Source organism: Roseateles sp. GW835-FHT13E02, assembly GCF_058794035.1.
Map to the genome: position 1 here is coordinate 1 of NZ_JBXAGJ010000008.1, position 24,788 is coordinate 24,788.

Below are 24,788 nucleotides of genomic sequence, written 5' to 3' on the forward strand. Positions count from 1 at the left end.
CAGTGAGCGCAGCGAACGGAGGGAGTTTGGCGCCGCTGAGCCGCGGAGTGAGCACCGAGGGGAGTCGGCTCACAGAGACGACCCGCGAACCATGAGCCCGGTGGCGGGCCGAGCCACCGCAGCGAGAGCGACGAGCACAACGAAGGTCCGCAACGTGTCGATTCCAGCCTCGCTCATTGCCGAGTCGCCATGAAAAAGGCCCCCGCAGGGGCCTGGCATTGAGTGCAACGAGGTGGCTTACATGCTGCGCCGGTACTGCCCGCCCACCTCGAACAGCGCCGAGGTGATCTGGCCCAGGGAGCAGACGCGCACCGCGTCCATCAGCACTTCGAAGACGTTCTTGTTGTCGATCACAGCCTGCTGCAGGCGTTGCAGCATGGCCGGGCTCTCAGCAGCGTGGCGCTCGTGGAAGGCGGCCAGACGCGAGAGCTGGCTTTGCTTTTCTTCCTCGGTCGAGCGGGCCAGCTCGATGCTTTCGGGCACGGTGTCGCCCTGCGGATTGCGGAAGGTGTTGACGCCGATGATGGGGTACTCGCCGGTGTGCTTGAGCATCTCGTAGTGCATGCTCTCTTCCTGGATCTTGCTGCGCTGGTAGCCGGTCTCCATCGCGCCCAGCACGCCACCGCGTTCGGCGATCTTTTCGAACTCAGCGAGCACCGCTTCTTCCAGCAGCTCGGTCAGCTCCTCGATGATGAAGGCGCCTTGCGACGGGTTCTCGTTCTTGGCCAGGCCCCACTCGCGGTTGATGATGAGCTGGATGGCCATGGCGCGGCGCACCGACTCTTCGGTCGGCGTGGTGATGGCCTCGTCGAATGCGTTGGTGTGCAGGCTGTTGCAGTTGTCGTAGATGGCGATCAGGGCCTGCAGCGTGGTGCGGATGTCGTTGAACTGGATCTCCTGCGCGTGCAGGCTGCGGCCCGAAGTCTGGATGTGGTACTTCAGCTTCTGGCTGCGTTCGTTGGCGCCGTATTTGTCGCGCATGGCCACGGCCCAGATGCGGCGGGCGACGCGGCCGAGCACGGTGTACTCGGGGTCCATGCCGTTGGAGAAGAAGAAGCTCAGGTTGGGCGCGAAGTCATCGATATGCATGCCGCGCGCCAGATAGGCTTCCACAAAGGTGAAGCCGTTTGACAGCGTGAGCGCGAGCTGGCTGATCGGGTTGGCGCCGGCCTCGGCGATGTGATAACCGCTGATCGAGACGGAGTAGAAATTGCGCACATTGTGGTGCACGAAATACTCGGCGATGTCGCCCATCACCTTGAGCGAGAACTCGGTCGAGAAGATGCAGGTGTTTTGGCCCTGGTCTTCCTTCAGGATGTCGGCCTGCACGGTGCCGCGCACATTGGCCAGCACCCAGTCCTTGATCTTGGCGGCCTCGTCGGCGGTCGGGTCGCGGCCGTTGTCGGCCTTGAACTTGGCGATGTTCTGATCGACCGCCGTGTTCATGAACATGGCCAGAATCGTCGGTGCCGGGCCGTTGATGGTCATGGAGACGGAGGTCGTCGGGCTGCACAGGTCGAAGCCGTCGTACAGCACCTTCATATCGTCCAGCGTGGCAATCGACACGCCGGAGTTGCCGACCTTGCCGTAGATGTCCGGCCGCGGCGCCGGGTCGGCGCCGTAGAGCGTGACCGAGTCAAACGCGGTGGACAGGCGCTTGGCCGGCATGCCCTCGGACACCAGCTTGAAGCGGCGATTTGTGCGGAAGGCATCGCCTTCGCCGGCGAACATGCGGGTCGGATCCTCGCCCTCGCGCTTGAAGGCGAACACGCCGGCGGTGTAGGGGAAGCTGCCCGGCACGTTTTCCAGCAGCAGCCACTTGAGCAGCTCGCCATGGCACTCGTAGTGCGGCAGCACGACCTTGCGGATCTTGGTGCCCGAGAGGCTGGTGTGGACCAGGTTGGTGCGGATCTCCTTGTCGCGGATCTTCACCACGTACTCGTCGCCGGCGTAGGCTTTTTGCATGTCCGGCCATTGCTTGAGCAGCTGGCGGGCGCCGCCTTCCATCTGCGCCTCGCGAGCCTCGGCCAGCTCGGCCAGGGCGGTGCGGGCGCCGTTCTTCTCGGGGTTGGCTTCCAGCAGCATGCGCGAGCTGCCCCAGAGCTGCTGGATCTCGCGGGCCAGCGTGGCCTGTTGGCGGGCGCGCTTTTTGTAGCCGCGCACGGTGTCGGCGATCTCGGCCAGATAACGCACACGTGCGGCGGGCACCACCGGCGTCTGGTGGGTGCTGTGGCGGGTGGCGACCAGGGGCAGGCGGCCATCTTGCAGCTGCAGGCCCAGCTCGGCCAGGCGGGGCTTCATGGCCTGGTAGAGGGCGGTGACGCCGTCGTCGTTGAAGCGGCTGGCCATGGTGCCGAACACCGGCATTTGATCCGGAGCAGTGGTCCAGGCTTCCTTGTTGCGCTGCACCTGCTTGGCGACATCGCGGATGGCATCGAGCGCGCCCTTGCGGTCGAACTTGTTGATGGCCACGAACTCGGCGAAGTCCAGCATGTCGATCTTCTCGAGCTGGCTGGCGGCGCCAAACTCGGGCGTCATCACATACATGGGTACGTCCACATGCGGCACGATGGCCGCATCGCCCTGGCCGATGCCCGAGGTCTCGACCACGATCAGGTCGAAGCCGGCCACCTTGGCGGCGGCAATCGCATCAGGCAGAGCAGGGGAGATCTCGCTGCCGAAATCACGGGTGGCGAGCGAGCGCATAAAGACTCTTTGACCTTGGCTCCACGGTCCGATGGCGTTCATGCGGATGCGGTCGCCCAGCAAGGCGCCGCCGCTCTTGCGGCGCGAGGGGTCGATGGAGATGACGGCCACGCGCAGGCGGTCGTTCTGGTCCAGGCGCAGGCGGCGGATCAGCTCGTCGGTCAGGCTGCTTTTGCCGGCGCCGCCGGTGCCGGTGATGCCCAGCACGGGCACCTGGATGTTCTTGGCAGCGGTTTGCAACTCGGCCACCAGGCCGGCATCGGCCTTGTCGTTCTCCAGCGCGGTGATCAGCTGGGCCAGGGCGCGCCAGGCGGCTTCGCTATGGCCTTGCAGGGCGCTCAAGGCCTTGGGTGCGTAGACGCTGAAGTCCTGGTCGGCCTTCATCACCATCTCGCCGATCATGCCTTGCAGGCCCATGCGCTGGCCGTCTTCGGGGCTGAAGATGCGCACGCCGTGGGCGGCCAGGTCGCGGATCTCGGCCGGCACGATCACGCCGCCGCCGCCGCCGAAGACCTGGATGTGCGCGCCGCCGCGTTGCTTCAGCAACTCCACCATGTATTTGAAGTACTCGACATGGCCGCCCTGGTAGGAGCTGATGGCGATGCCTTGTGCGTCTTCTTGCAGGGCGGCGGTGACCACCTCGTCGACCGAGCGGTTGTGGCCCAGGTGGATCACCTCGGCGCCCATGCCTTGCAGGATGCGACGCATGATGTTGATGGCCGCATCGTGGCCGTCGAAGAGGCTGGCGGCCGTCACAAAGCGCACCTTGTTCGTCGGGCGGTAATTGGCCAGGGCTTTGTTTTCGGCGGACAAATCGGTCATGGCGAGTCTCCTGCGGGCCTTGCGGTGGCGAAGCCCGGTTCTATCAGCAAAGGTGGGCGGATTCTAGGTGTTGATTGACGTTTACGTAAACGTCATCGGCGGCGAAGGCTGGGTTCGTGGCTGCGCCTGCAGCAGGGCGCGGCGCCCATGCGGATGGCGCACGGGCGCGTTGGTACAAGCTGCGATGATGCGTCACCTCTTCGTTTCAACCCTTCTTTTGCAAGTGAGAGCGCGCTGACCATGAGTTCCAAGTTCCAACGTCTGTCTCTTTCGACCACTCTGGCCCTGAGCCTCGGCTTGGTCTGGCTGCCGGCTCAAGCGGCTGAAGAATCGGCCAAGCCGGCCGTCAAAAAGGTCGTCAAGAAGGCGGCTGACAGCAAAAAGGCCGCGGCTGCAGCTACGGCAGCGACCGCCACCACCGCTGTCGCTGCTGCGGCGGCGGCAAGTGCCGCAGCCTCGGCCGCCGCGCCGGCCCCGGTGACCACCGCTTCGGGACTGCGTTATGAAGAGCTGCGCACCGGCACCGGCGCCCACCCGACGGCGGCCGACAAGGTGCGTGTGCACTATGTCGGCACCTTCCTCGACGGCCGCGAGTTCGACAGCTCGGTCAAGCGCGGCACCCCGGCCGAGTTCCCGCTGGGCCGCGTCATCAAATGCTGGACCGAAGGCGTGCAGCTGATGAAGGTCGGCGGCAAGGCCCGCCTGCACTGCCCCTCGGCCCTGGCCTACGGTGAGCGCGGCGCCGGTGGCGGTGTGATCCCGCCGAACAGCGATCTGCAGTTCGAGGTGGAACTGCAGGACATCGTCGCCCCCTGATCTTGTCGGGCTTACGGGCCGTGACGCCTTCACACCGGCGCCTCAGCCCCCGGTTTCTCCGGGCGGGCGCCGGGCTCAAGTGCTGTTAGGCTGCGCCTTGCAACACCTGACCCCTTCCCATCCCCCGGCTCCTCACTCTGTTTCCTCATGAGTTTTCTCGCCATCGACATCGGCAACACGCGCCTGAAATGGGCGCTCTACGCCTCGCCCCAACCCGGGGCGGTGCTGCTGGCGCATGGAGCCGTGTTCCTGGAAAACATCGACCAGCTGGCCGAGAGCGATTGGCGTGGCCTGCCCGCCCCTCACAGCGTGCTGGGCTGCAATGTGGCCGGCGATGCGGTGCGGCGCCGGGTGGAGGAACAGCTGGAACTCTGGGACATCGAGCCGCGCTGGGTGGTCAGCAGCGCGCAGGCGGGTGGCGTCACGAACGGCTATGACCACCCGGGGCGCTTGGGCACGGACCGCTTTGTCGCGCTGATCGGCGCACGCGCCCATGTGCTGGCCCGCGCCTCGGCCGAGCGGCCGGCGCAGGCCGCGCTGGTGGTGATGATCGGCACGGCGGTCACGGTCGATGCGCTCGACGCCACGGGCCGTTTTCTCGGCGGACTGATCATGCCGGGCCACGGCATCATGCTGCGTGCGCTGGAAGGCGGCACCGCCGGCCTGCGCGTGCCCACCGGCGAGGTGCGCGATTTCCCGACCAACACCTCGGATGCGCTGACCAGCGGCGGCACCTACGCCATCACCGGCGCCATCGAGCGCATGCACCGCCATCTGCGCCAGCGCGAGGGCGCCATGCCTCTGACCTTGATGACCGGCGGCGCCGGCTGGAAGGTCTCACCGACCTTGGATATCGAACATGAGCTGGTCGATTCGCTGATCTTCGACGGCATGCTGGCGCTGCAGTCGCACCGCCTGGCGCTCTGAGCTAGGGCCTGTTTCGGTCGCTGCGCTCTGGTCGCTGCTGACGCAGCTCGTCCTTGAGCTGGGCCAGTTCTTCATGCACGCTGCGCAGCTGGCTGTGCAGATCGCGCAAGATGTCTTGCTCCATGCGCCGCTCCGAGGTTTCCACCCACATGGCGGCGATCGCCGCCGTCACCAGGGACAGCACGGCATAACCGAGCAGAACGACGAACACCGAGAAGATCTTGGACGCGGCCGTGGTCGGCACGATGTCGCCAAAGCCCACGGTGGCGGCGGTGGTGAAGGCCAGCCAGAGCCCATCGCCCAGCGTGTTGGCGCGCGGCTCCAGGGCCCAGAAGCCCAAGCCGCACAGGCCCAGCACCAGCAGGGAGAGCAGCAGCAGATAGCCCAGGCCGCCGCGCGTGACCCAGCTCTTGACCGTCCAGACCATGCGCAGCAGGGTCAGCATGGCAATCGCCAGGCGAATCGCCAGCGAAATCTGTGATTCGATGCTGGGCGGCATCAGCGCCGCCACCGGCAGCAAGGCCACCAGCATCAGGTCCAGCAGATTGCTGCGCAGGTACTGGTGCGGGTGGCTGCATTGCCGCGCCACCCGCCACAGCGAGATCGCCACCAGGGCCGCGGCCGCCAGATAGATGGCCACGGCCAGGGGCGTGGGCAGGGATTCCAGCAACTCGATGTAGAAGGCCGGAATCGTGCACAGCAAAGCCACCAGCACCGGCCAGCGCCAGAACTTCTCGGCGCGCACGGCTGCGGCATTGAGGGCGCTGGGGCGGCTCAGGCCCCAGCTGCGGGTGGGCAGGCGGTGTGGCATGGCGCCAGCTTAAGCGCCAGCCGACTGCCCGGGCTTGATCTAAGACAAGAGGCCGGGCTTGGAACCACCCGGCATCCGCTCACAAGATGAAGCGTGACAGGTCTTCGTTGCGCGACAGCTCGCCCAGCTTGGCATCGACCTCGGCCGCACCCAGCTGCACCGTCTGGCCGCTGAGCTTGGGCGCGTCGAAGCTGATCTCGTCGAGCAGGCGCTCCATCACCGTGGACAGGCGGCGGGCGCCGATGTTCTCGGTGCGTTCGTTCACCTCGAACGCGATCTCGGCCAGGCGGCGGATGCCCTCGGGCGTGATCTCCAGCGTCACGCCCTCGGTGGCCAGCAAGGCCTGGTACTGCTTGATCAGGCTGGCGTGGGTGCTGCTGAGGATGGCTTCGAAATCATCGACCGAGAGCGAGCCCAGCTCGACCCGGATCGGGAAGCGGCCTTGCAGCTCGGGGATCAGATCGCTGGGCTTGGCCAGGTGGAAGGCGCCCGAGGCGATGAAGAGCATGTGGTCGGTCTTGACCATGCCGTACTTGGTGTTGACCGTCGTACCCTCGACCAGGGGCAGCAGATCGCGCTGCACGCCCTGACGCGACACCTCAGCGGTTCCTGAGCCTTCGCTGCGCGAGCAGACCTTGTCGATCTCGTCGATGAAGACAATGCCCATCTCCTGCGCGGCCTGCAGAGCGGCGGTCTTGATCTCGTCTTCGTTCAGCAGCTTGGCGGCTTCTTCCTCGGCCAGCAGCTTGAGGGCCTCGCCGATCTTGAGCTTGCGGGTCTTCTTCTTGCCCGCGCCCATCTGCGAGAACATGCTCTTGATCTGCTCGGCCATCTCCTCCATGCCCTGGCCGCCCAGGATCTCCATGGTCGGTTTGGCTTCCAGCAGATCGAGCTCGATCTCCTTGTCGTGCATGCTGCCTTCACGCAGGCGCTTGCGCATGATCTGGCGGGCGGTGCTGTCTGGGGCCGGGCTGGCGGCGGCATCGCCTTCCAGCCGGGGAGGCGGCACAAGGATGTCCAGCACGCGGTCTTCGGCGGCGTCCTCGGCGCGTAGGCGCTGGCGGCGCAGTTGCACCTCCCGCTCCTGTTTGACGGCCATGTCGATCAGGTCGCGGATGATGGTGTCCACATCCTTGCCGACGTAGCCCACCTCGGTGAACTTGGTTGCCTCGACCTTGATGAAGGGCGCGCCGGCCAGGCGGGCCAGGCGGCGCGCGATCTCGGTCTTGCCGACGCCGGTGGGGCCGATCATCAGGATGTTCTTGGGCGTGATCTCGCCGCGCAGCTTGTCATCCACCCGCTGGCGGCGCCAGCGGTTGCGCATGGCAATGGCCACGGCACGCTTGGCGGCGTTCTGGCCGACGATGTGCTGGTCGAGTTCGGAGACGATTTCTTGCGGGGTCATGGAGCTCATTCGAGCACCTCGATGGTGTGGTTGCCGTTGGTGTAGATGCAGATTTCGCCGGCGATTTCCAGCGATTGCTTGACGATCTCGGGGGCGCTGAGCGTGCTGTGCTGCAGCAGGGCGCGTGCGGCAGCCTGGGCGTAGGCACCGCCCGAGCCGATGGCGACGATGCCCAGCTCGGGCTCCAGCACATCGCCATTGCCGGTGATGATCAGCGAGGCCGTGCGGTCAGCCACGGCCAGCATGGCCTCCAGGCGGCGCAGCACGCGGTCGGTGCGCCAGTCGCGTGTCAGCTCGACGGCGGCGCGCACCAGATGGCCCTGGTGCTTTTCGAGCTTGGCCTCGAAGCGTTCGAACAGGGTGAAGGCATCGGCCGTGGCGCCGGCGAAACCGGCCAGCACCTGGTCACGGTGCAGCTTGCGCACCTTGCGCGCGCTGGCCTTGACGACGATGTGGCCCAGGGTCACCTGGCCGTCACCGCCGATGGCGACCTGCATGCGGCCATCGGGCAGGGCACGGCGCACACTGACGATGGTGGTGCCGTGGAAAGACGGCGGGGCGTTGTTGGAATGTGAGGATGAGTCCATAGCGGCTCCAGATGGGGCTGCGGGTCGCAGCTTTCAAGCTTGCGACCCGCAGATGGTGATCTCGATGATGATGAAGAAGGCGGCCGAGGCGCTAGACCGTTCGGACCTTGATCTTGGCGTGCTCGTTGATGCCCATGGCGGCAAAGAACATGGCCACCAGGCGGTGCGGCTCGCTGAAGCTGACGCTGCGGTTCTCGCTGCGGCGGCTCAGCACCCAGTTCAGCAGATCGCCCGCGGCCATGAAATCCAGCCGGATCAGGTGCGGGCAGTTGACGTTGATGACGGTGGCGGTGCCCAGATCACCGGCCAGCTTGCGCAGCAGTTCGGAGATGTCGCCACTGAGCTGGCCGCTGAGCTCCAGGTCCACGCTGGGTTCCAGCCGCGCCTGCTCGCTGATCTGCGACTCCAGGAAGGAGGTCGAGGCGCCCTCGGGCGCGGCGGTGCTGGTGGCCGGGCCGGTGGTCGAGAGCGTGGCACCGCTGACGCCGACGCGGCAGCGTGTGCGTTCCCAGGACGGCGGTGACACCTCGTAGGTGACGCAGTAGTCGATCGCCGCTTCGTCGAACTGATCGGGGCGGTTGACCAAGCGCAGCGCTTCCAGGCGCAGCATCCAGAGCTGGGGGTCGATGTCGCGCACACCGATCGGGGTCAGCTCGCGCAGGGCTTGCAAAAAAGCCTCGCCCGAGAGCCAGCGCATGTCCACCTGCTGCTTGGCCCATTCGCGGAACACGCCATGCAGCTGCACACTGGCGCTGGGGGTGATCTGGCGCGCGGCCGACCAGTCCAGCACCCAGGGCATGGGCAGGTTCTGGCAGCGCTTTTGCAGCAGGACCACGGCCTCGTCGTCGATGGTTTCGGGCGCCGCCCAACCGACGCCGCCGCTGGCCTTGGCCATGGGGGCACGCTGCTGCTTGGCCGCGGCCTCGGCCACCAGCTTGGGCAGGGAGAACCACTGCGGCGCCGAGCGGCCGAATTGCTGGGCGTAGTTGAGCGCCAGTGCCTCGAACTTGGCCTGCTGGCCGGTGGCGCGGTAGTGGTCGAACAGGACCAGCCAGGTTTCGCCGTCGCCGTGGCGGCGGCCGCCGCTCTGGGTCAGCTCGACCAGGGCGCGCTCGCAGCTCTCGTAATCGGCATTGGCGAAGGCGATCACGGCTTCGTCCAGCTCGGGGTCGTGGATCAGCTCATGCACCTCGATGGGCTTGTTCTCGACCTTCTTGCCGGCCTTCTCTTCCGCCACATGGAAGCTCAGGGGCTGATCCAGCACGGGCAGGGTGCTGAGGCCGGCCGGCGGCGTGGCGGTGGGTGTGGCCGCTTTGGCTGCGGCCGGCTTGGCGGCCTTGGCCGGTTTGGCCAGGCCGGTGGCCGGCGCCGGTTTGGCCGGCGGGAAAGGCACCGCGGGCAGGGCGCCGAGATTGGGCAGGCGGCTGGGCTTGGCGTCCGAGAGCGGGGCCATGCCCACGCCCATGGTCAGGGCCGAGGCGCCGCCGCCGCCCTTGCTGTCCAGCTTGCTGTCGCGCTGCGTGCTGCTGTGGGCGAACTGGCTGCCGCGGCCGTTGCGGCTGGGCACGCCATCGGCGGGAATGGTGGAGGGCGAGAAATGCACCGGCCGCGTGCTGGTTTCAAAGAAACCGGGCGGATGGGTGGTTTGCAGCTGGGTGGGGGCGAAGCTCTCGCCGGCCATTTGCTGCTCGATCTCATCGATCTTGGCCTTCACGCCCAGATCGATCTTGGAATTGACCTCGCTGTGGCCGCTGGCGCGCTCGACTTCTTCCAGCTTGGAGCTGGAGGAGCCCAGGGCGGCGAGTTGCTCGGGCGTCAGGCCTTCGCGGCGGATGCGGCGCAGCATGTCCAGCTCGCGCTTGCGCACGAAGTCATTGCGGCGTTTGCGCTCGACCATGGCGCGCAGCTCGGCCTTGGCCTGGTCACCTTCCGGGTCGTCCTGGCGCGAGTTGATCTCGGCCCAGTCCGTGGTCGGGTTGGCCACAAAGCGCGCGACCTTGCGGAAGAAGCTCTCGCCGTCTTTCGGTTCTGTCATGCGCGCTGGGCCTTGGGTGGAGGATGTGGGGTGGTGATGAAGGGCGGTCGGTGGCGCCGGAGCGCCCCTGAGTGCGGTATCGGCAGGCCGATGCGCGCTCAGCAGCTCGGCCCTCGATCAGTCACCGAACATCTTTTGCTTCATCTCGCGGCGTTGCTGGGCTTCCAGCGACAGCGAGGCGGTCGGGCGGGCGATCAAACGGCCCAGGCCGATGGGTTCGCCGGTTTCGTCGCAGTAGCCGTACTCGCCGTTGTCCAGGCGAGCCAGGGACTGGATGATCTTCTTCAGCAGCTTGCGCTCGCGGTCACGGGTGCGCAGTTCCAGGGCGTGCTCTTCCTCGATGGTGGCGCGGTCGGCCGGGTCGGGGACGATGGAGGTGTCTTCGCGCAGGTGCTCGGTGGTTTCGCCGGCATTGGACAGCACGCCGTTCTTCAGCTCATTGAGCTTGGCACGGAAGAACTCGACTTGCTTGGGGCCCATGTACTCGGAGTCGGGCATGGCCAGCACTTCGGCATCGGTCAGTTCGGCGCCAGACTTGGTCTTCCAGGCATTGGCCAGCTTGGGGTCGGCCTTGGCGGCTTTGTTGGAATTCTGAGGGCTTTCGATCACGGGCGTAGTCATTTGTCGGGTGGGCGGCTTCGGGGGAGCGAATCGGTCAGCGAAGCGGCTGTTTCCGGTCGGTGGAGGGCTGGCATCGAGCAAAGCGACAGCTGGCGAGGTCCCTGCGGCATCCACTTTGGACGACTTGGCCGCGGCCTTGCTGGTTTTGCTCGGCTTGGCATCGGCGTCAGGCTTGTTGGCTGACGTCGGGGTCGGGTTCGGGGCCTGGATCTTGCTCACGTTTCTCTCCTCGCTCCGGCAGACGATCTGAATGTCTCTGTCGGGCTAGATTGCAATCGGGACCAGCTGATTCGCTTTTTCGGGCGCCGCGGATTGTAGCCAGCTTGAGTGTGCGCTCTGAATGCCTGAGTTAGGGGAGTTTTCCCTCGGTCTCAGGCCCCTAATTCGCCACTTCGGCCGGCTGTTTTTCGTGCGGTACTCAGGCCAAGCAGCCTTCCAAACCTTGCAAGAGGATTTCCTTGGGCAGGTCGATGCCGATGAAAACCATTTTGCTCGTCTTTTTCTCGCCGGGCATCCAGCGCGGGCCCAGGTCCGAACCCATCAGCTGGTGCACGCCCTGGAAGATCACGCGCTTGTCGGTGCCTTTCATATTCAGCACGCCTTTGTAGCGCAGCAGCTTGGGGCCGTAGACCTGGACGATGGCGCTCAGGAAGTCTTCCAGCTTGGCCGGGTTAAAGGCGCGGTCGGATTTGAAGACGAAGGATTTCACGTCATCGTCATGGACATGGTGGTGCGGGTGGTCGCAGTGCTCGCCATGCTCATGGTCGTGATCGTGGTGATGGGGGTGGTCGTCCACCTTCAGGAAATCGGGGTCGATCTCCAGCTTGGCGTTCAGATTGAAGCCGCGCAGGTCCAGCACGCGCGACAGCTCCACCTCACCGAAGTGCACGCGCTGCTGCGGCGCGCGCGGGTTCATGTGCTTGAGGCGGTGGCTCAGGGCGTCGACGGCGGCGCTGTCGACCAGATCGGCCTTGCTGATGAAGATCTGGTCAGCGAAACCCACCTGGCGGCGTGCTTCCTGGCGGCTGTCCAGCTGTTGGGTCGCATGCACGGCATCGACCAGGGTCAGCACGCCGTCCAGCAGATAGGCTTCGGCGATCTCGTCGTCCATGAAGAAGGTTTGGGCCACCGGGCCGGGATCGGCCACGCCGGTGGTTTCGATGATGACGCGCTCGAAATCGAGCTCGCCGCGGCGCTTCTTGGCGGCCAGGTCGGACAGGGTGGTGCGCAGGTCTTCACGGATGGTGCAGCAGACGCAGCCGTTGTTCATCTGGATGATCTGTTCCTGGGTGTCGGCCACCAGGATCTCGGTGTCGATGTCCTCTTCACCAAACTCGTTCTCGATCACGGCGATCTTCTGGCCGTGGGCTTCCGAGAGCACGCGCTTGAGCAGGGTGGTCTTGCCGGATCCGAGGAAGCCGGTGAGGATGGTGACGGGGATGAGACCTTTGGACATGATGGGTTCGCGCGCGGCGCTCTGCTAGAAAAACCAGCCCTGGATATGGGGGCGGGTGAATGTCCTGCAAGAGCCTTGTCATGTCAATCGGTTATTCTGCAAGCTTGTGTAACTACGACACGCAGTCCCAGTGTCTGAACCTCAGCCTAGTCGGCCCTCTGCAAATCATGCAAAAGGGGGCGAAAGAAAACCATCCGCAGTGCCGCGCGGCCTCCTGGTGCGCATGTTGGAGTTTCTCCATCCCGGCCCGGATTCCAAGAGTGAGCTGCTGGAGGCCCTGGCCGATGCCGAGCAGCGCGAGCTGATCGAGCCCGAATCCCGTCAGATGCTGGAAGGCGTGCTTCGCATGGCCGAGCTCAGCGCCGGCGATGTGATGGTGGCGGCGCCGCGCATGGATTTGCTCGACATCGATGCGCCCTACGACGAATTGCTGGCGGCGGTGATCGACACCGGCCATTCGCGCTTCCCGGTCTTCGAGGGCCAGCGCGACAACATCATCGGCATCCTGCTGGCCAAAGATCTGCTCAAGATCCAGCGTGCCCCGGAGCTGAACCTGCGCGCACTGCTGCGGCCGACCGTGTTCGTGCCCGAGAGCAAGGGCCTCAATGATCTGCTGCGCGATTTCCGCTCCAACCGCAACCACCTGGCCATCGTCATTGATGAGTTCGGCAACACCGCCGGCCTGATCACCATTGAGGACGTGCTGGAAGAAATCGTCGGCGAGATCGAAGACGAGTTCGACGACAAGGACGGCGAATCCGGCATCTACACCCTGGCGGATGGCAGCCAGCGTGTGGCCGGTGACACACCCATCGCCCAGGTCAACCAGGCTTTCAGCGTGCAGCTGGCGCTGGACGAATTCGACACCATCGGCGGCCTGGTGGCCCAGGAGCATGGCCGAGTGCCGCGCCGTGGTGAGATGGTCGAGCTGGCCGGACTGCGCTTTGCCGTCATGCTGACCCGCGGCGGCTCGGTGCGCTGGTTCAAAGTCACCCGCATTCCCAAGACCGAGGCCTGATGCGCAAGCTACTTCCCAACTTCCTGACATCGAGCAAGGCCGCCCCCCGGGTGGCCTTTTTTGCGGCCCTGCTGGCCGGCTGTCTGCACACGGCCGCTTTTGCGCCGCTCGATGCTTGGTGGCTTCAGATCCTGGCCCTGGCCGGTCTGGCCTGCCTGGCCTGGGGCGCGAGCCCGCGCCGGGCGGCGCTCTTGGGCTTTGGCTTTGGCCTGGGCTGGCTGAGCAGCGGCCTGTGGTGGCTGCACATCAGCATGCACCAGTTCGGCCACATCCCATGGCTTCTGGCCGCCCTGGCCGTGCTCTTGCTGGCCGCGTTTCTGTCCTGCTACTACGCGGCCCTGCTGGCCTTGTGGGCGGCACTGCGGACGCGCGTACAGCCCGGCTCCGCGCAGCAGGTGTTGATGTTTGCGGCCATCTGGTTGCTGGCCGAGCTGCTGCGCGCCACGGTGTTCGGCGGCTTTCCGTGGATCGCCAGTGGCTATGCCCACACCGTCGGGCCGCTGGCGGCCTGGGCGCCCTGGGTGGGCATCTACGGCATCTCGGCCTTGGCGGCCCTGGCTGCTGCAGCGCTGGCGGCGCTGGCCTTGCCGGCCGTGCGCGCCTGGCGGCCGGCAGCGGCGGTGCTGGTTCTGCTGGTGCTGGCGGCGGTGCTGCTACCGCAGGATTTCACCCGCTCGACGGGCTTCATGAAAGTGTCCCTGCTGCAGCCCAATGTGCCTCAGGATCAGAAGTTCGACCGTGATCGCATTGATGCCAACTTGGAGCATTTGGCCCAGTTGATCGAATCGGCTCGCGGCCAGCTGGTGCTGACGCCGGAATCGGTGGTGCCGGTGCCCATGGCCTTTCTCGATCCTGCCTATCTGACACGCTTGCAGGCCGCCTCGGTCGACCGGCCGCTGCTGCTGGGCAGTTTTCTCGGCAATGAGCAAGACGGTTTCGTCAATTCCCTGCAGAGCTTTGGCAGCCTGCCCAGCTACAGCTATGGCAAGCGCCACTTGCTGCCCTTCGGTGAGTTCATTCCTTACGGCTTCCACTGGTTCGTGCGCCTGATGCGCATCCCCATGGACGACCAGGCGCGCGGCCAGCACCAGCGCGCTTTCGCCGTGGCCGGCCAGCGCCTGCGGCCCCTGATCTGCTACGAGGATCTGTTCGGCGAGGACTTCGTCGAAAGCGTGCGCGGGCCCGAGGCCGCCACCGTGCTGGCCAATGTCAGCAATCTGGCCTGGTTCGGTACGGCAATGGTGCTGGACCAGCACCTGCAGTTCTCGCGCATGCGTGCGCTTGAGTTCCAGCGCCCCTTCATCCGCTCGACCAACACCGGCGCCACCGTGGTGCTGGACCACCGCGCCGAGCGCACGGCCCAGCTGCCGCCGGCCCAGGCCGGCGTGCTGGAGGCCGAAGTCGAGGGTCGCCTGGGTGACACGCCTTATGCACGCTGGCTGCAGGCCTGCGGTCTGTGGCCGCTCTGGCTGGCTGCTGTGGCCCTGCTGCTGATCCCCGTGATCCGGGGGAGGGCCGGGGCCCCGGAAGCAGGTCGCCGCGCCTCGTAGAATCGGCGCAGCTCGAGGGCAGCTCTCGTCTGCCTGTTCATCACCTCTTCATTAGCCTGTGGCGCAAGCCCGAGTCCGAACTCTATGCTGAGCTTCCAGCACATCATCTTGACCCTGCAGGACTACTGGTCCAAGCAGGGCTGCGCACTCCTCCAGCCCTACGACATGGAAGTCGGCGCCGGCACCAGCCACACCGCCACCTTTCTGCGCGCCCTGGGCCCCGAGCCCTGGAAGGCCGCCTACGTCCAGCCCAGCCGCCGCCCCAAGGATGGCCGCTACGGCGAGAATCCCAACCGCCTGCAGCACTACTACCAATACCAGGTGGTGCTCAAGCCCGCGCCGGCCAACATCCTGGAGCTGTATCTCGGTTCGCTCGAAGCCCTGGGCTTTGACCTGAAGAAGAATGATGTGCGCTTCGTCGAGGACGATTGGGAAAACCCCACCCTCGGTTGCTGGGGCCTGGGCTGGGAGGTCTGGCTCAACGGCATGGAAGTGACCCAGTTCACCTATTTCCAGCAGGTCGGCGGCATCGATTGCAAGCCCATCACCGGCGAGATCACCTACGGCCTGGAGCGTCTGGCCATGTATTTGCAGGGCGTGGAGTCGGTCTACGACCTGGTCTATGTCGAAGGCAAGGACGGCGCACCGGACATCAAGTACGGCGATGTCTTCCACCAGAATGAGGTCGAGCAGTCGACCTACAACTTCGAGCATAGTGACGTCGAGTTCCTGCTGACCGCTTTTGCCGCGCACGAGAAGCAGTCCAAGCACCTGATGGAGCAGCAGCTGGCGCTGCCCGCCTACGAGCAGCTGCTCAAGGCCGGCCACAGCTTCAATCTGCTGGACGCCCGCGGCGCCATCAGCGTGACCGAGCGCGCGGCCTACATCGGCCGCATCCGCAATCTGGCACGCGCTGTGGCGCAGAGCTATCTGGAAAGCCGCGCACGCCTGGGCTTCCCCATGGCGCCGAAGGAATGGGCCGATCAAGTCATCGCCCAGATTGAAAAGAAGACAAAGGCGGCCTGAGCCATGACGACGACTGCTGTGAACAAGAACCTGCTGATCGAACTGTTTGTCGAAGAGCTGCCGCCCAAGGCGCTCAAGAAGCTGGGCGAAGCTTTCTCCGCCGTGCTGGTGGACAGCCTCAAGGCCCAGGGTCTGGTGGGCGAGGGCGCGCAAGCGACCGCCATCGCCACGCCGCGCCGCCTCGGCCTGCATCTGACGAACGTCGCGCCCAAGGCCGCCGATCGCGCCGTGCAGCAAAAGCTGATGCCGGTGGCGGTGGCGCTGACGGCCGAGGGCCAGGCCACGCCGGCCCTGCTGAAAAAGCTGGCCAGCATCGGCGCCGATGCCTCGGTGCTGCCTCAGCTGAAGCGCTTGCCCGATGGCAAGGCCGAGGCCCTGTTCCTGGATCAGCTGGTGCCCGGCGCCACCCTGGCCGAAGGCCTGCAAAAAGCCCTGGACGAAAGCCTGGCCAAGCTGCCCATCCCCAAGGTGATGACCTACCAGCTGAAAGACGGCTGGACCGATGTGAAGTTCGTGCGCCCGGCCCATGCCATCGTCGCCTTGCACGGCGCCGATCTGGTGGCCGTGTCGGCCCTGGGCTTGCAATCGGGCCGCACGACGCGCGGCCACCGCTTCGAGGCCAGCGCGCCCGAGCTGACGATTGAAAGCGCCGACAGCTATGCCGCGCAGATGCGCGAGCAGGGCGCCGTGATTGCCGGCTTTGCCGAGCGCCGCGCCGAGATCGCGCGCCAGCTGCAGGCCGCAGCGGCCAAAGAAGGCCTCAAGCCTATCGAGGACGAGGCCTTGCTGGACGAGGTGACGGCCCTGGTCGAGCGGCCGAATGTGCTGACCTGCCAGTTCGAGCCCGAGTTCCTGGCCGTGCCGCAGGAATGCCTGATTCTGACCATGAAGGCCAATCAGAAGTACTTCCCCCTGCTGGACGCCGCCGGCAAGCTGACGCACAAATTCCTCGTCGTCAGCGCCATCAGCCCGGCCGACGCCAGCGCGGTGATCGAAGGCAATGAGCGTGTCGTGCGCCCGCGCCTGGCCGATGCGAAGTTCTTCTTCGACCAGGACCGCAAGAAGACCCTGGCCGATCGGGTGCCAGGGCTTGCCAAGGTGGTGTATCACGGCAAGCTGGGCACGCAGGGCGAGCGCGTTGAGCGCGTGCGAGCCATCGCGCGCGCCATCGCCGGCCTGCTGGGCGGCGGCGCGCTGACCGAGCAAGCCGACCAGGCGGCACTGTTGGCCAAGTCCGACCTGCTGACCGATATGGTCGGCGAGTTCCCTGAGCTGCAAGGCATCATGGGTGGTTACTACGCCCGCCACGACGGCCTCAGCGAGGCCGTGGCCCTGGCCGTGGAAGACCATTACAAGCCCCGCTTCGCCGGCGACGAGCTGCCGCGCAACGAGGTCGGCCTGGTGGTGGCCCTGGCCGACAAGCTGGAGACCCTGGTCGGCCTGTTCGGCATCGGCCAGCTGCCCACCGGCGACAAGGACCCGTTTGCCCTGCGCCGCCATGCCCTGGGCCTGGTGCGCATGCTCAGCGAGCGCGCGCCCACGCTGGCGCTGGACGCCTTGATCGAAGCGGCCGTGCCGGCCTTCGGTGCCCTGATCCAGAACCCCGCCGGCCCGCTGGCCGACTTTGTTTTCGACCGCCTCTCCGGCTCGCTGCGCGAGCAGGGTTACAGCGCCCAGGAAGTCGACGCCGTGCTGGCCCTGCGCCCACAGCGCCTGGCCGATGTGGCCGCGCGCCTGACGGCCGTGCGCGCCTTTGCCGCCCTGCCGGAAGCCGCCGCCCTGGCCGCCGCCAACAAGCGCATCGGCAACATCCTGAAGAAGAGCGAAGAGCCGGTGCAAGCCCAGATCAACGAGGCCTTGTTGGTCGAGCCCGGTGAGCAGCATCTGGCCGCGGCGCTGACGAATGCCAAGCCGATTGCCGATGGCCTGTTCCACAACGGCGAGTACGCGGCTTCCCTGCGCGAGCTGGCTGTGCTCAAGGCCCCGGTCGACGCCTTCTTCGATGGCGTCATGGTCAATGCCGAAGACCCGGCCCTGCGTGCCAACCGTCTGGGTCTGCTCAAGACCTTGCACGAAGCCATGAACCGCGTGGCCGAGCTGGCGCGTTTGGCCTCCTGATCCTTTCCGCACCGCCACAAAAGGTCGCCACTCTATGCGCTCAGATCACAGCCACAGCATGAAGCTGGTCATCCTGGGCCGTGATGGCACGCTCAACGAGTACCGCGACGACCACGTCAAATCGGTGGATGAGCTGGTGCCCGTGCCCGGTGCGCTGGAAGCGGTGGCGCGGCTCAACCATGCCGGCTGGCACACGGTGATGGCCACCAACCAGCCCGGCATCGGCCGTGGCCTGCTGGATATGGCTTCACTGAACGCCATCCACATCCGCCTCAACCAGCTGCTGGCCGAGAAGGGTGGGCGCCTCGACGCCGCCTTCTTCTGCCCGCACACGCCCGAGGAAGGCTGCGATTGCCGCAAGCCCCTGCCGGGCCTGGTGCAGCAGATCGGTGAGCGCTTCGGTGTCGAGCTGCCCACCATCCATATGGTTGGCGCCAGCCTGCGCGATGTGCAGACGGCTCAAGCGGCCGGCTGCGTGCCGCATCTGGTGCGTGGCGCGCGCCTCGGTGATCTGGACGAGACGCAGCTGGCGGCCCTCCTGGCCAAGGTGCCGGGCGTGCGGGTCCATGCCAGCCTGGGTGCGTTTGCCGAGCATCTGATCCAGAAAGACCGGCGCAGCAAGGCCGATGCCCGCGGTCAGGCCCTGGCGCCCGACACCGCCCCGGGGGCGCTCACTTGAAGACCGGTGCCAGTGCGCCACCGCCGGGGGCTGTGTCGGCGGCTCCGCTGGCCAGCTTGCTGGCAGCGCTGCGTTCCGCCGTGTTTGTGCTCTGGCTGACGGCCACCGTCATCCCCTGGGCGCTGGCGGTGCTTTTGATCTCGCTGTTCGCCAAGGGCGACACGGTGTACTGGGCCTGTGCCGGCTGGCTGCGTCTGGCCATTCACAGCGCGCGCCTGATCTGCGGCGTGCAGTGGCGCATCCAGGGCATGCAGCACCTGCCCAGCCAGGCCGACCGCCGCTCCGCCGTCATCCTGCTGCCCAAGCACCAGAGCACCTGGGAGACCTTTGCCTTCCCGGCCCTGATGTCGCATCCGCTGGCCTATGTCTTCAAGCGCGAGCTGCTCTACGTGCCCTTCTTCGGCTGGGCCATGGCGCGCATGGACATGATCCACATCGACCGCAGCAAGCGCGCCGAGGCCTGGGCGAAAGTGGCCGCGCAAGGCAAGCGCTTGGCGGCCCAGGGCAACTGGGTCATCATGTTCCCCGAGGGCACGCGCACCGCGCGCGGCCAGAAGGGCGAGTACAAGACCGGCGGCACCCGCCTGGCCATCGAGACCGGCGTGCCCGTGGTGCCGATCGCCGCCACCTCCGCCCGCTGCTGGCCGCGCAAGAGCTTTTTGCTGCGCCCCGGCGTGGTGGACATCTCCATCGGCCGGCCGATCGCGCCGCAGGGCCGCGAGGCCGGCGAGCTGATGCGCGAGGTGGAAAGCTGGATCGAGGCCGAAATGCAGCGCCTGGACCCCGAGGCCTATCCCCAGACCCAGGCCGGCGCCCGCCGCGCCGCCGCCGCTCCGCCGCCAGCGGGTGCGATGCAGGCCTGAGCCCGGGCGCTTGATCACCACCATGCTCAAGAATCTCTTGCAAGGCGCCCAGCTGAGCCTGTTCGGTCAGGAGGCCGCACCGGCCCGCAGCGAGGCCGAGGTGCTGCAGAATCCGCGCGCCCAGCGCGAGCTCAGCCTGGGTGAACACCGTGTGGCCTATGAGCTCAAGCGGGCGCGCCGGCGCAGCATCGGCTTTGTGGTGGGCGCCCAGGGCCTGCGCGTCAGTGCGCCGCGCTGGCTGCCGCAGGCTGATATCGAGCGCGCCCTGCAGCACAAGGCTGATTGGATCCTGCGCAAGCTGGTGGAGCAGCGAGAGCGCGCCCGCCGGGTCGAGGCCTCTCGCATCGAGTGGCGCGATGGTGCCAGCCTGCCTTACCTCGGCGCGCCCATCACCCTGCGCCTGGAGCCTCAGCGCAACGGCGTGCTCTTCGACGAAGCCGAACGCGTGCTGCGCATCGGCCTGCCGCTGGCGGCCAGCGAGGAGCAGCTGCGCGACACCGTGCAAGCCTGGCTCAAGCGCCGCGCGCGCGCTGATTTCGAGCCGCGCTGCCAGCGCTTCGGCGCCGCCCTGGGCGTGCAAATGACTCAGCTGCGCCTGAGCTCGGCCCAGACCCGCTGGGGCAGCGCCAGTGCCGACGGTTCCATTCGCCTGAACTGGCGCCTGATCCATTTCGCGCCGGCCATCATCGATTACGTGGTGGCCCACGAGCTGGCCCATCTGCGCGAGATGAACCACAGCCCGGCCTTCTGGGCCGTGGTGCGCTCGGTGCTGCCGGACTTCGAAACCGCCCGCGGCCGCCTGCGCGAAGAGTCCATCGTCAGCGAGTGAGCGCGCGGCCGTTTCAGGTTCACTGGTTCACCTGTTCACGTGTTCACCCCTCCCGCAAAGTGAACAGGTGAACGGGTGAACAGCTGAGGGGTGGGCTCGGGTGGGGGCTTATCCCTCTTTGGGGGGGCTTGTCCCCTAAGAGGGTGACGATAGACACTCTGGGCCAACGCTGTCATCACCCGCACCCAGTTCTAGATTCCATACGGCGTGGAATCACTCGCAGCCCGGCTGCCGAGGGGTGCTAAAAGGGGCCGAGTGTCCGCCATCCTTGACGTTGCCTTCGCCGGCAGCCTCAGTGATGGCGGATTTCTTTTGGGCGCAGCGCTTCGGGCCGGTTCAGGTCTTGGGCGCCGCTGCCGGCGTGGCCAGTGTGCGGAAGCGGTAGATGCCGTCGGCACCGCGCTCGCGGCGCAGCTGGCCGCCCAGCCAGAGCGAGTTCAGATGGGCCACCGATTCGCCCATGGCAAAGGTGGTCTGGTGCAGATCCAGCTTGCGCTTGAACAGCAGCTCCAGCAGCTCGGCCGCATGGCAGGGCTTGTCGGCGCAGGCCTGGCGCACATCGGCCAGGCGCTCGACATGGTGCTCCTGCAACTGCTCGATGCGCGCATGCAGGCCGCGGAAGGGCAGGCCATGGGCCGGCAGCACCAGGGTGTCGGCCGGCAGGCTGAGCAGGCGCTGCAGCGAGTCGAGATAGAGGCGCAGCGGGTCGGCCTCGGGCTCGACATCGACGACCGAGACATTGGTCGAGATGCGCGGCAGCACCATATCGCCCGAGATCATCAGGCCGAGTGCGGCGCAGTAGAGGCTGATGTGCTCGGGCGCATGGCCGTAGCCGACCAGGCATTGCCAGCTCTGGCCGCCGATCTGCAAGGTCTTGCCGCCCATCAGGCGGCGAAAGCTGGCCGGCACCTCCGGCACCATGCTCGGGTAGTAGCTGCTGCGGGCGCGGATCTTGGCCAGGGCCTCCGGGTCGCTCAGGCCATGGCTGGCGAAGAAGGCCGCGGCGGTCTCGCCGCCCATGCCCACGGTCGAACCGCTGGCCAGGCGGGCCAGGTGAAAGTCAGTCGCGCTGATCCACAGCCGGCATTCGTGATGCGCCGGCAGGCCCGGCGCCACGGCGCCGCTCCAGCGCTGGCAGAGCCAGTGGGCCAGGCCGATGTGGTCGGGGTGGAAATGGGTGACGATCACGCGCAGCACCGGCAGGCCTTCGAGCTGATCGGCAAAGATGGCTTCCCAGTTCGCCTGCGTCGCTTCATTGGCCACGCCGCAATCGACGATGGTCCAGCCCTGGATCTTGGCCCCCTCGCTGCCGTCGATCTCGTCGCGCAGCAGCCAGAGGTTGATGTGGTCCAGCGCAAACGGCAGGCCCATGCGCAGCCAGCGCACGCCGGGCGCCAGCTCGATCAGCTCGCCCGGGCCGGGGCGGGCGTCGCCGAGCGGATAGTGCAGTTCCGATTCGCGGGGATTGGCCATGGTCGTTCAGCAAGAAGCAGAAATTGGGAGGGGAGAGGGCAAGGCCCGACGCGGCGCCGCCTCGCAGGTGCATAGAATTGCCGCTTACGTCAACGTCAATGCGAGCGAGCCCCAGTTTAGCGATGAGCACCGTCACCCCACCGAATGCCGCGAGCGAGGGTGCCCGCCAGTTCACCATCACCGAGCTGGCCCATGAGTTCGACATCACGCCCCGGGCCATTCGTTTTTACGAGGACATGGGCCTGCTCGAGCCCTCGCGCGCCGGCCGCAACCGCGTCTACACCCACCGCGACCGCACCCGCCTCAAGCTGACCCTGCGTGGCAAGCGCCTGGGCCTGAGCTTGCAGGAGATCAAGCAGCTGGTCGATATGTACGACGCCTCCAGCGGCGCGGCGCCGCAGCTGCGCGCCTTTCTGGAGGTGCTGCAGCAGCACCGCCGCCAGCTCGAGCAGCAGCTCGACGACATCGAGGTCACCCTGGCCGAGATCGCCCAGCACGAGGACCGCTGCAAGAGCCTGCTCAAGCAGGTCAAGTAAGAGCCCGGAAGAAGAAAGGGCCGCAGATCAGCGGCCCTGTTTCTAACGGCTTTTTTCCTCAGCTTTTCAGGGCCAGCACCGGCCGCATGGCCATGGCCTGCAAGCCATGGTGCAGGCTGGCGATCAGGCTCACCAGCAGCAAGCCCAGCAGGGCCAGGGCTTGCGGCCACAAGCCCATGGCCGCCCGGTCGGCAAACTGGCTCAGATAGCTTTGACCCAGCCACCAGGACAGCGGCAGGGCCAGCAGGGCCGCGATCAGCAGCAGGCCGGCGAACTCACGCAGCAGCCGCGTCAAGGCCTGGCCGGCTGAGGCACCGTAGAGCTTGCGCAGCACCAACTCGCGTGCATGGCGCTGCACCAGAAAGGCGGCCAAGGCATAGACGCCGAAGCCCGCCAGGGCCAGGGCCAGCACGCTGCTGGCCGTGACCAGCTCGGCCAGGCGCAGGTCGGCGCGGTAGGGCTCCTGCATGGCCGCTTCCACCGCTTCCAGCTGCAGGGCTTGGTCCGGCGCATAGCGCTTCCAGATCGGTGCGATCCAGGCCTCGGCTCGCGCCAGGCTGGCCGGTTCTCCTGCGCGTAGGCGCAGATTGAGCACCCAGGCGCCGCGGCCCGTGGCCAGCACCTGTTCGCTGCGCTTGAGTGCGAAGGCATGGGGCTGGCTGAGCTGGCGGGTGCTTTCCAGCAGCTGCTGCGGCACCACGGCAGCGACACGCCAACTCTGCTGGCGCTGGGCCAGGCCGGTGTAGGCCAGACGCAAGTCCTGGCCCACGGCCTGCTCAACCCGAGCCCAGCCGAGCGCACGCAAGGCCGGCAAGTCCAGCACCACCGTGTCTTGCTCGCCCGCGCGCAGCTGGCCGGCCAGCAGGGGAATCCGGTAGAGGGCAAAGAAATCGGCGTCGACATGGACGACCCGCAGCTTGCGGGCCTCACCCCCGTCGCGGCCCGGGTCCGCGCGCAAAAAGCCGCCCTCGCGCTCGATCCGACCGCTGCCGGGCACGCTGTCGCTCCAGGCCAGGGCCTGCACCTCGGGGCGCTGGGCCAGGGCCTGGCGCAGGTCTTCGGCCAAGGCCGGGCTGGCGCCATCGGGCAAGCGCAGGGCCAGCACGCCGTGGGGATCGAAACCCAGCTCACGCGCCAGCACATGGCGGTTCTGCAAGCTCAGGATCAAGGCCAGGCTGCAGACCAGGAGCGCCACGCCGAACTGCAGCACGGTCAGGGTGCGGCGCAGCCAGCGGCCTGAGGCGCCCTCACTGGCTTGCCGGCCCTGCAGGGCGGCGGCCGCATTCTGCCGCCAGGCCAGCCAGGCCGGGTAGAGGCAGACCAGGCCACCCAGCAGCGCGCAGCCCGCGGCCAGGCCCAGCAGGGGCAAGGTTTGCAAGAGGCTGTCCGGCACCGGCAGCTGCAGCACGCCGGCCAGCCAGGGCACCATCAACCAGGCCAGCAGCACCGCCAGCGCGGCCGCCAGTGCGATGCTCAGCTGCGCTTCGGCCGCGAACTGCAGCAGCAGGCGGCGCGGGCCCAGGCCCAGGCTTTTGCGCACGGCGATCTCGCGCTGGCGTTGCACGGTGCGCACGCTGCTGAGGTTGATGAAGTTGAGCAGGGCCAGGCTCAACAGCAGGACCGCCACGCCGCCCAAGGCCCACAGGGCTTGCACGCGCAGGCGCCCTTCGCGGCCTTCGAAGGGCAGCCGGGTGATGGGCAGGGCGCGCATGAAGGCCGCTTTGCGGCCCTCGGCCGTCCAGTCGGGCGGCAGCTGCTTCATGATGGGGCTGGCGTCGAGCAGGGCTTGAGCCAAGGCGCCGACCTGCTCGGCGCTGGCGCCGGGTGCCAGCCGGCCATAGATGCGCCCGCTGATCTGGAACCAGGCGCTGCGCATTTCCTCGTCGAGCTCGGCGGCGGGTGAGTCGAAGCCGATGAAGGCCGGCTCGCGCAGCGTGCTTTGTGAGCCCGGATCGGCCAAGAGCGCGCAGACGCTGAGCATGTGCTTGCCCGCATGCAGAAGCTGACCCAGGGCGGGCCGCTCGCCGAAGAGCTGGCGGGCCAGGCTCTGTCGCAGGACGATGGTGTCGGGCCGGGATAGGCAGGCCTTCAAGTCGCCTTGCAGGCTGCGCAAGCCGAACAGCTCGACGGCGCTGGCATCCAGGGCCAGCACGGCGCTGCGCTGCTGGCGCTCGCCCACGCGCAAGGTCAGCCAGTCGTTGCTGCTGCGGCTCAAATGCTGCAGCGGCGCGCCGGACTTCTGCAGCGCCTCGTGCAGCGCAAAAGGCGCGCCCAGAAACCAGTCCTCCTGGCGGCCCGGCATATTGCCGTGGAAATCGAGCATCACGATGCGCTCGGGCTCGCGCAGCGCCGGGTCGGGCCGGTAGCGTTCGCCCAGCATCACGGCCAGCAGGTAACTGGCTGCCAGAGCCAGGGCCAGGCCCAGGATCAGCACCGAGGCATTGAAGGGGGCGGCCCGCAATTGCCGGGCCGCCACGCGGAGGTCGAGCAGTCTCATGTGTGGCAGGCCG

At 66.9% G+C, this 24,788-nt stretch carries 18 protein-coding genes and 1 pseudogene; 10 read left to right on the forward strand and 9 right to left on the reverse strand.

The window, feature by feature from the left end; genetic code table 11:
• Positions 1–237: 237 nt before the first annotated feature.
• Entirely contained in the window at positions 238–3,528 is a 3,291-nt protein-coding gene (icmF, locus tag AC1Q6P_RS09420) for a fused isobutyryl-CoA mutase/GTPase IcmF (RefSeq protein ID WP_492663691.1), read from the reverse strand.
• Positions 3,529–3,957: 429 nt separating this feature from the next.
• Here icmF and AC1Q6P_RS09425 point away from each other — a divergent pair.
• Together AC1Q6P_RS09425 and AC1Q6P_RS09430 are read left to right on the forward strand one after the other, a co-directional pair.
• A pseudogene (locus tag AC1Q6P_RS09425) lies at positions 3,958–4,344 on the forward strand (FKBP-type peptidyl-prolyl cis-trans isomerase); the annotation flags it as partial.
• A gap of 147 nt (positions 4,345–4,491) precedes the next feature.
• Positions 4,492–5,271: a type III pantothenate kinase gene (locus AC1Q6P_RS09430; protein ID WP_102766061.1), complete on the forward strand. Its 780-nt coding sequence runs from the start codon at positions 4,492–4,494 to the stop codon at positions 5,269–5,271.
• A gap of 1 nt (position 5,272) precedes the next feature.
• On the opposite strand, the gene AC1Q6P_RS09435 is transcribed toward AC1Q6P_RS09430, so the two are convergent.
• The 6 genes from AC1Q6P_RS09435 to AC1Q6P_RS09460 all read right to left on the reverse strand — a co-directional run bounded on the left by AC1Q6P_RS09435 (position 5,273) and on the right by AC1Q6P_RS09460 (position 12,186).
• Positions 5,273–6,082, reverse strand: a complete 810-nt coding sequence (locus AC1Q6P_RS09435; RefSeq protein WP_492663692.1) for a potassium channel family protein — start codon at positions 6,080–6,082, stop codon at positions 5,273–5,275.
• A gap of 79 nt (positions 6,083–6,161) precedes the next feature.
• Positions 6,162–7,496, reverse strand: a complete 1,335-nt coding sequence (hslU, locus tag AC1Q6P_RS09440) for an ATP-dependent protease ATPase subunit HslU (protein ID WP_171827758.1) — start codon at positions 7,494–7,496, stop codon at positions 6,162–6,164.
• Entirely contained in the window at positions 7,493–8,074 is a 582-nt protein-coding gene (gene hslV, locus AC1Q6P_RS09445; RefSeq protein WP_102766064.1) for an ATP-dependent protease subunit HslV, read from the reverse strand. Before hslV ends, hslU begins: the two co-directional genes overlap by 4 nt.
• A 91-nt stretch (positions 8,075–8,165) precedes the next feature.
• Entirely contained in the window at positions 8,166–10,109 is a 1,944-nt protein-coding gene (locus AC1Q6P_RS09450) for an STAS domain-containing protein (RefSeq protein ID WP_492663693.1), read from the reverse strand.
• A 117-nt stretch (positions 10,110–10,226) separates the two neighbouring features.
• Positions 10,227–10,940: an RNA polymerase-binding protein DksA gene (dksA, locus tag AC1Q6P_RS09455; RefSeq protein WP_492663809.1), complete on the reverse strand. Its 714-nt coding sequence runs from the start codon at positions 10,938–10,940 to the stop codon at positions 10,227–10,229.
• Between the two features lie 208 nt (positions 10,941–11,148).
• Positions 11,149–12,186 (reverse strand): CobW family GTP-binding protein, encoded by a 1,038-nt coding sequence (locus AC1Q6P_RS09460; RefSeq protein ID WP_492663694.1) that lies wholly within the window; start codon positions 12,184–12,186, stop codon positions 11,149–11,151.
• A gap of 223 nt (positions 12,187–12,409) precedes the next feature.
• Between AC1Q6P_RS09460 and AC1Q6P_RS09465 the strand changes: the two genes are divergently transcribed.
• The 7 genes from AC1Q6P_RS09465 (at position 12,410) to AC1Q6P_RS09495 (ending at position 20,269) form a co-directional block, all read left to right on the forward strand.
• On the forward strand, positions 12,410–13,204 hold the full coding sequence (locus tag AC1Q6P_RS09465) for a CorC family transporter (RefSeq protein ID WP_442953064.1): 795 nt from the start codon (positions 12,410–12,412) through the stop codon (positions 13,202–13,204).
• Positions 13,204–14,754 carry an apolipoprotein N-acyltransferase gene (lnt, locus tag AC1Q6P_RS09470; protein WP_492663695.1) on the forward strand — a complete coding sequence of 517 codons (1,551 nt, stop codon included), beginning with the start codon at positions 13,204–13,206 and terminating at the stop codon, positions 14,752–14,754. The genes AC1Q6P_RS09465 and lnt overlap by 1 nt, the downstream gene beginning before the upstream one ends.
• A gap of 84 nt (positions 14,755–14,838) precedes the next feature.
• A complete protein-coding gene (gene glyQ / locus AC1Q6P_RS09475; protein ID WP_102766069.1) occupies positions 14,839–15,780 on the forward strand; it encodes a glycine--tRNA ligase subunit alpha in 942 nt (313 codons plus the stop codon).
• A 3-nt stretch (positions 15,781–15,783) separates the two neighbouring features.
• Entirely contained in the window at positions 15,784–17,898 is a 2,115-nt protein-coding gene (gene glyS, locus AC1Q6P_RS09480) for a glycine--tRNA ligase subunit beta (protein ID WP_492663696.1), read from the forward strand.
• A gap of 58 nt (positions 17,899–17,956) precedes the next feature.
• Positions 17,957–18,577: a D-glycero-beta-D-manno-heptose 1,7-bisphosphate 7-phosphatase gene (gene gmhB, locus AC1Q6P_RS09485; RefSeq protein ID WP_492663697.1), complete on the forward strand. Its 621-nt coding sequence runs from the start codon at positions 17,957–17,959 to the stop codon at positions 18,575–18,577.
• A 59-nt stretch (positions 18,578–18,636) separates the two neighbouring features.
• The gene (locus AC1Q6P_RS09490) at positions 18,637–19,440 is read left to right on the forward strand and encodes a lysophospholipid acyltransferase family protein (protein WP_492663810.1); all 804 of its coding nucleotides are present in this window, start codon (positions 18,637–18,639) and stop codon (positions 19,438–19,440) included.
• 22 nt (positions 19,441–19,462) lie between these two features.
• Positions 19,463–20,269, forward strand: a complete 807-nt coding sequence (locus AC1Q6P_RS09495; RefSeq protein ID WP_102766571.1) for a M48 family metallopeptidase — start codon at positions 19,463–19,465, stop codon at positions 20,267–20,269.
• A 336-nt stretch (positions 20,270–20,605) separates the two neighbouring features.
• On the opposite strand, the gene AC1Q6P_RS09500 is transcribed toward AC1Q6P_RS09495, so the two are convergent.
• Complete coding sequence (locus tag AC1Q6P_RS09500) at positions 20,606–21,742, reverse strand: MBL fold metallo-hydrolase (protein WP_492663698.1); 1,137 nt, start codon at positions 21,740–21,742, stop codon at positions 20,606–20,608.
• A gap of 98 nt (positions 21,743–21,840) precedes the next feature.
• Here AC1Q6P_RS09500 and AC1Q6P_RS09505 point away from each other — a divergent pair, with 98 nt between their 5' ends.
• Positions 21,841–22,278, forward strand: a complete 438-nt coding sequence (locus AC1Q6P_RS09505) for a MerR family transcriptional regulator (protein ID WP_102766072.1) — start codon at positions 21,841–21,843, stop codon at positions 22,276–22,278.
• Positions 22,279–22,336: 58 nt separating this feature from the next.
• On the opposite strand, the gene AC1Q6P_RS09510 is transcribed toward AC1Q6P_RS09505, so the two are convergent.
• The gene (locus tag AC1Q6P_RS09510; RefSeq protein ID WP_492663699.1) at positions 22,337–24,775 is read right to left on the reverse strand and encodes an FtsX-like permease family protein; all 2,439 of its coding nucleotides are present in this window, start codon (positions 24,773–24,775) and stop codon (positions 22,337–22,339) included.
• Positions 24,776–24,788 lie beyond the last annotated feature (13 nt).